This window comes from Halobacteriovorax sp., assembly GCF_041587335.1.
Taxonomy (GTDB): Bacteria; Bdellovibrionota; Bacteriovoracia; order Bacteriovoracales; family Bacteriovoracaceae; genus Halobacteriovorax.
The window spans coordinates 1-5,909 of record NZ_JBFGYP010000157.1 but is presented as its reverse complement, the minus strand read 5'-3'; the positions used below and the strand labels follow the sequence as shown (position 1 = coordinate 5,909).

Below are 5,909 nucleotides of genomic sequence, written 5' to 3'. Positions count from 1 at the left end.
GGAAGAGTAAATAAAGCTGACTTCATGAATTACTTAGAGAATAGAGGATCAGCTCCAGCGGCAAAAGCGGCACCAGCTCCTGCAGCGAAAGCTCCAAGTGCACCAGCAAAATCTTCTGTTCCAGCATTTTCTTCTTCTGATAGAGTTGAAATTGTTCCAATGGATAATATGAGAAAAGCAATTGCTAAGAATATGATTGCTTCAAAAATGACTTCTCCACATGTTAACTCAATTGATGAAACTGACATGACAAATATCTTTAAGTTCAGAGAAGGATTTAAGAATGAGTTTAAAAAGCAAGAGGGATTTTCTCTTACTTATACTCACTTCATTCTTTATGCACTTGTTCAAGCTCTTAAAGAGTTCCCTGTTGTTAACGCATCAATCGATGGTGACAACATTGTTTACAAGAAAGACGTTAACCTAGGTTGTGCAGTCGCTGTTCCAGGTAACGGACTTGTTGTTCCAGTAATTAAAGGTGCAGATAACCTTAATATTAGAGGGATAGCTAGAAAGTTAGACGAGTTAGTTCAAAAGGCAAGAGCTAAGAAACTGACTATGGATGATATGAGTGGTGGAACTTATACATTTACTAATAATGGTTCTTTTGGAATTCTAGCGGCAACGCCAGTTATCCTTCAACCACAATTAGCAATCTTCTGTGTAGGGACTATGAAGAAGCGTCCAATAGTTACTGAAGACGATGCAATTGCAATCCGTCAGATGATGTACGCAACTCATACATATGACCATAGATTAATTGATGGTGAAGTTGGTTCTAAGTTCTTAAGACATGTAATCAATACGCTTGAGACTACTGATTGGGCACAATTATTCTAATTAGGTTTTTAAATTTATTATATGAAAGGGCCCTCGTTTGAGGGCCTTTTTTTGGTTTAAATCTAATCTTAAATGACATTTATTTTTTGAAAGAAAGCTTTCATTCTATTGAGTGTGTAAGGTAGAATTATTTAGAGTGAGGAGTTATGGAGATGAAAAGCTTTTATATAAAGAAGTTCTCAGGTTTTGTTGAAGAGTTTGATAAAAAGAAATTAAAGGACTCTCTAATCCTTACAGGTGTCTCTAAGAAGATAGCATCAGAAGTTATTCAAGAACTCATTCCAAAAATAAAGCCAGGGATGAGTACTACTAGAGTACATAATCTTGCTTTTCAAAGTCTTCAAAAGAAATCAAAAATACACGCAGCTAATTATAGGATCAAAAGGTCTATTCTAGAGCTTGGTCCATCAGGATATCCTTTTGAAATACTTTGTAGTGAATTATTTAAGGCGAAAGGCTTTGAAACAGAAGTAGGGGTCATTATTAAGGGAGAATTTGTAAGTCATGAAGTTGATGTCGTTGCAATAAGGCCCGGCCGTACCATAATGGCAGAGTGTAAGTTCCATAACTTTAAGAAACACAAGAATGATATTAAAACAGCTCTTTATATTTACGCTAGGTCACTAGATATTAAAAATAATACAAAGTCTCGAGACTTTGATCAGTATGCAATCTGCACAAATACTCACTTCTCTACAGATGCTATTACTTATGCAAATGGTGTAGGTATGAAGCTTTTATCTCTTAATAAAGATCCAGAGTATTCAATGATCGGAAATATTATAAGATACAAGCTCTATCCAATTACTTGTCTTAGAACTATTAAAAAGAAACTAATACCAATTCTCTTAGAGAGAAAGATTGTGGTCATTAGTCATCTTGAAGAGAATATAAATGTACTTGAAGAACTTAACTATGATGAACATGATAAATTTTTAGTTCTTAAAGAAATTCAACAATTGAGGAATTAATGAAAGTATCTTTTTTAGGAGCAACAGAAACTGTCACAGGATCAAAGTATCTGGTAGAGACAGGTTCAAGAAAATTTCTGGTTGATTGTGGTTTATATCAGGGGCAAAAAGATGAAGAGTTAATGAATAGAGAACCTTTGCCAATTGATGCCTGTGAGATAGATGCTATCTTTCTTACACATGGTCATCTTGATCACTGTGGTTTAATTCCAAAACTTATAAAAGATGGCTTCAATGGGAAAATTTTTGCTACAGAAGCAACAATTGAAATAGCAGAAATTATATTACTTGATAGTGCAAGGATTCAAGAGTCTGATGCCACTAAGTATACATCTAAAAATAATCCACTCTCTATTCCTCTATATTCTTTAGAGGATGCTCAAGATTCTTTTTCTTTATTTCATAAGGTTGAGTTGAATAAAGCTTTTATGATTGATGATCTTGAAATAACTTATAAGAATGCAGGTCATATACTAGGGGCCTCAAGTATTTATTTAAAAGGAAAGAAGACAATTCTCTTCTCTGGAGATCTCGGTCGTTATAAAGATCCTATTATGTCTCCTCCAAGTGACATATGTGAAGCGGACTATATTGTAATGGAGTCTACTTATGGAAGCCGAAACCATAGTTCAATGAATCCTGTCATGGAGCTTGAAAAAATACTTGAAGATGTTGTTAAGAATAATAGAGTTCTCTTAGTACCAAGCTTTGCTGTAGCTAGAGCACAATTGTTTGTTCATTATCTAAGTCAAATCTTTGCAAAGAGAGAAGATTTAAAAATTCCATCTTTTGTAAGTAGTCCTATGACAAATGCTGTAACCGAAATCTATAAGAAATTTTCTTCTGAGACAAAGCTTTCTGAAGAGGAGTTTATAAATTCTATGAGCGGTGTAAGGTTCTTAGAATTCTCTAAAGACTACTCTAAATTAAATAAGAAGAAAGGTCCTCTTATCATCGTCGCAGCAAGTGGAATGATTAGTGGGGGGAGAATCTTAAAGTACCTTGATCACTTTGGTAAGCACTCTAATAATATTGTTCTACTCATTGGCTATCAAGCTGAAGGGACTATTGGTCGTGATCTTGAAAATGATATTAGAGAAGTCTCACTGCTAGGTCACACGATGACTATTAAGGCAGAGATTCAAAAGTTAGAAAATCTTTCGGCGCATGCTGGACAAGATGAACTAATGCAGTGGTTATCAACTAATAAAAACCCTAAGGCCCAAGTTATTCTCGTTCATGGTGAGGGTGAATCTCAAAATGACTTGAAATTAAAAATAGAGAGAGATTTAAGTTTGCAGGTGAGTTTATCTAAAGAGATAAGAGAAATTAATTTTTAGGTTTTAAAAAGAATATAGGCCCTCAAACGAGGGCCATTTTATTAGAAAAATAATGAGAATTTAAAGATTTCAAAAGTAAATACTGGATCTGAGTCAGTATTAAAAATATAGTCTACTCTTAATCCTGGTACGTAACTAATTTGTTCAGATAGAGAAAATCTCTTTGAAAAATTAACTGACATTAATGTGTCAGTATAGTCTGTAAATCCAGTATAACCCCAAGTTGCAACACCTAGTTTGGCAGATACTAGATAGGAAGAATTAATATTCTCTGATCCAAAGCTAAATGTAGGTCCAAGAAGTATTGTTAGTAAGTTAAAGTCTCCTATGATTGTTGATAGCTCTCCACCAAATTCGAATCCATTATTGAAGCTATAATTGTATCCAAGTCCAATATTGAGAGTTGCTTCGTAATTTTTAGTTCCTGAGTTGCTAAATTGAAGAGACGAGCTTGATGATCCAGTAACAATATGGTTAGTCGCTGCAAAAACTGAGCTTGTAGTAAGTAAGATTAATGTTGTGAGAATTAGTTTTTTCATTCTTTTCCTTATATTTATTAGTAATATTGACCTGAAGAGTAAGTTGCATCGTACATTCTTGCTATCCCGTGAACTTGAACGTTTCCTCTAAGACCTGCGAATCCATATACTTTACTATTTCCAAAGACCTGAGCATTTTCCCAAACTCCAGCTTCTTCAAAAACTTCTGCATTTTCAAATACTATCGCATTCCCCCAAACTCTTGCATTATCATAAACTTTTGCATTATCTCTAATTATGGCATTCCCTGTAATTTGAGCACTATTTAGAACTTGAGCATAGTCACAAATTTGAGTGCCTTTACCAATATATGTTCTCTCGCCAGCTCTTGCCGTACTTGCAACAAAGCCACCAGCTTCTCCGCCTGCATTGATATGATACGCTCCACTTTGACCATCACATGGCCCAGTTGTAGCTAGAATTGGAAATGAGATTAATAATAAGACTAAAGCTTTCATAAACATCCTTTTTTATAAACTTTTAAAAATTATAGGGAAGTAATAATTAAATGTAAATTTGATGTATTGAAAATATGAAGATACGATAATTGAAATTTGTTTTTTTGGAGTGTTATGAAGATCATTATTTTACTTTCTCTTATTTTTGTTACGTCTTGTGCTTCTAGAAAGAGAACTATCTTAGATTATGATTTTGAATTAGATAACACAGCAAAAAAGTCAATTACTCTTTGGTCCACAAATTACTATACTCCAATTTATCAAGTTCGAATGAGCGGTATTCCGCTTAAGGATTTAGGAGAGAATTCTCTAGTTAGTGGTGTGTATCCAGTATTACTAACAAAGAAAGAGTGGTGTTACTCTGCAATGGAAGGATCTGTTGCAATTAAGTTTCCGGGTGGAGATCAGAAAACATTTAATTATGCTGGAACGACAACTGACCAAGTCGATTGTAGTACATACTTTGGAGATGACTTCCCAGGAACAAATGCGGTTCGCTTTAGAGCTGCAAGAAGTAGATGGGGAGAAGGCGTAGAGAATTATTCACTTGTTCCTTATAGAACTATTGCTGTTGATCCTAATGTCATACCATTTGGAAGTGTTGTCTATATTCCTAAAGCAAAAGGAAAGAAGTTTATGTGGATTGGAAAAGAGTTCACTCATGATGGATTCTTCTTTGCTGGTGATAAGGGCGGAGCAATAAAAGGTTCACATATTGATGTCTTCACAGGAAACTCTAAGCATCATCCATTTAATTTTATTGGAAATCATAAGAGCAAAACATTTCAGGCATATTTAATTGAAGATGATGAAGTGAAAGAAGATCTTACGAGACTTCATAAGACCTTCTACTAGATATTATTGTATTTTGAATGAAGCTAAGACAGAGTCATCAGTTGAATCTACAAATCTAATTTCCCAGTATCCCATCATTTTCTTTAGAAGAATTTCCGAGATAAGGTAGCTTCCATCTTCTAGTTGAGTTGTAATTACTGGTCTAGTTCCATGTTCCATATTTGGCATGATCATCCATGGTAGAACTTTGATTAAATCATTTTCTAATGCTGTTTCAGATGTATCGTCAGCATCAAAGTATTTAACTACTAGTTCTGAAAAGTTTCTCTCTGCTCTAGAGTTTAGGTGAGGACCATTTGTCCAAGTATACTCAATACAAGTATTACTATCTTCTAAAAGAAGATCACAGTCAGCAAATGATTGCATTGAAAAAGTTAAAATAATTAGTGATAGTAAAGCTTTCATGTAAACTCCTATAGTGGCCAGCGTTCAAGCCAGCTAATTGATATTGTTCTTGATAAGGTTGTATTCTCTGTATCTCCAAGAAGAGTTTGATCAGTATATGAAACTGTAAAGGTTGAATCATTGATCATATAAGCTAGACCAAGTTCAAAGTCCCAGTACTCTTCTCTTGCAGAGTCTTGATTTGAATTGTTAACAGTAATCTCTTTATCTTCGAAGTGATGTCTCGTTACTCCATGAGATAATCTTATGGCCCCATTGTTTGGAGAGTAACCAATATTGTAACCTAGAGAATCTCCAAGGGAGCTTGAAATATCTTTTTGATTAATCGTCTCTGAAAATAAATATTTAAACTCACTAAAAATCTGCCAATCAATACTCTTATATATTTTTGTAAAGACTAGCCCAAGAGAACTTATATGTTGTCCCTTACCTGATACATCAGTCAAAAGGGATGTTTCAGTCTCATGATTTGATTTACCTGTAGGAAGGACATGTTTTAAG

At 34.3% G+C, this 5,909-nt stretch carries 8 protein-coding genes; 4 read left to right on the top strand and 4 right to left on the bottom strand.

Features of this window, described 5'->3' with window-relative positions; translation table 11 throughout:
- From ABX784_RS15020 to ABX784_RS15010, 3 genes are all read left to right on the top strand, one after another.
- Positions 1-840: dihydrolipoamide acetyltransferase family protein (locus ABX784_RS15020; RefSeq protein ID WP_372655878.1), on the top strand; the 840-nt coding region annotated here is incomplete at its 5' end.
- A gap of 152 nt (positions 841-992) precedes the next feature.
- Positions 993-1,811, top strand: coding sequence for a hypothetical protein (locus tag ABX784_RS15015; RefSeq protein WP_372655877.1), 819 nt, complete (start codon positions 993-995; stop codon positions 1,809-1,811).
- Complete coding sequence (locus ABX784_RS15010; protein ID WP_372655876.1) at positions 1,811-3,151, top strand: MBL fold metallo-hydrolase RNA specificity domain-containing protein; 1,341 nt, start codon at positions 1,811-1,813, stop codon at positions 3,149-3,151. The genes ABX784_RS15015 and ABX784_RS15010 overlap by 1 nt, the downstream gene beginning before the upstream one ends.
- A 41-nt stretch (positions 3,152-3,192) precedes the next feature.
- Here the strand turns inward: ABX784_RS15010 and ABX784_RS15005 are convergent, their stop codons facing one another.
- A complete protein-coding gene (locus tag ABX784_RS15005; protein WP_372655875.1) occupies positions 3,193-3,690 on the bottom strand; it encodes a hypothetical protein in 498 nt (165 codons plus the stop codon).
- A 17-nt stretch (positions 3,691-3,707) separates the two neighbouring features.
- The gene (locus ABX784_RS15000) at positions 3,708-4,148 is read right to left on the bottom strand and encodes a hypothetical protein (RefSeq protein WP_372655874.1); all 441 of its coding nucleotides are present in this window, start codon (positions 4,146-4,148) and stop codon (positions 3,708-3,710) included.
- A gap of 114 nt (positions 4,149-4,262) precedes the next feature.
- On the opposite strand from ABX784_RS15000, the gene ABX784_RS14995 reads away from it, so the two are divergent.
- Positions 4,263-5,003 (top strand): 3D domain-containing protein, encoded by a 741-nt coding sequence (locus ABX784_RS14995; RefSeq protein WP_372655873.1) that lies wholly within the window; start codon positions 4,263-4,265, stop codon positions 5,001-5,003.
- 3 nt (positions 5,004-5,006) lie between these two features.
- Here ABX784_RS14995 and ABX784_RS14990 read toward each other — a convergent pair whose 3' ends face one another.
- A complete protein-coding gene (locus ABX784_RS14990; RefSeq protein WP_372655872.1) occupies positions 5,007-5,408 on the bottom strand; it encodes a hypothetical protein in 402 nt (133 codons plus the stop codon).
- 8 nt (positions 5,409-5,416) lie between these two features.
- The coding region (locus tag ABX784_RS14985; protein ID WP_372655871.1) for a hypothetical protein at positions 5,417-5,909 on the bottom strand (493 nt) is incomplete at its 5' end.

What these genes read in the sequence shown, in the direction of transcription:
- ABX784_RS14990 (WP_372655872.1), bottom strand. Translation starts at nt 5,408, where the DNA reads ATGAAAGCTTTACTATCACTAATTATTTTAACTTTTTCAATGCAATCA.
- ABX784_RS15015 (WP_372655877.1), top strand. Translation starts at nt 993, where the DNA reads ATGAAAAGCTTTTATATAAAGAAGTTCTCAGGTTTTGTTGAAGAGTTT.
- ABX784_RS15000 (WP_372655874.1), bottom strand. Translation starts at nt 4,148, where the DNA reads ATGAAAGCTTTAGTCTTATTATTAATCTCATTTCCAATTCTAGCTACA.
- ABX784_RS14995 (WP_372655873.1), top strand. Translation starts at nt 4,263, where the DNA reads ATGAAGATCATTATTTTACTTTCTCTTATTTTTGTTACGTCTTGTGCT.
- ABX784_RS15010 (WP_372655876.1), top strand. Translation starts at nt 1,811, where the DNA reads ATGAAAGTATCTTTTTTAGGAGCAACAGAAACTGTCACAGGATCAAAG.
- ABX784_RS15005 (WP_372655875.1), bottom strand. Translation starts at nt 3,690, where the DNA reads ATGAAAAAACTAATTCTCACAACATTAATCTTACTTACTACAAGCTCA.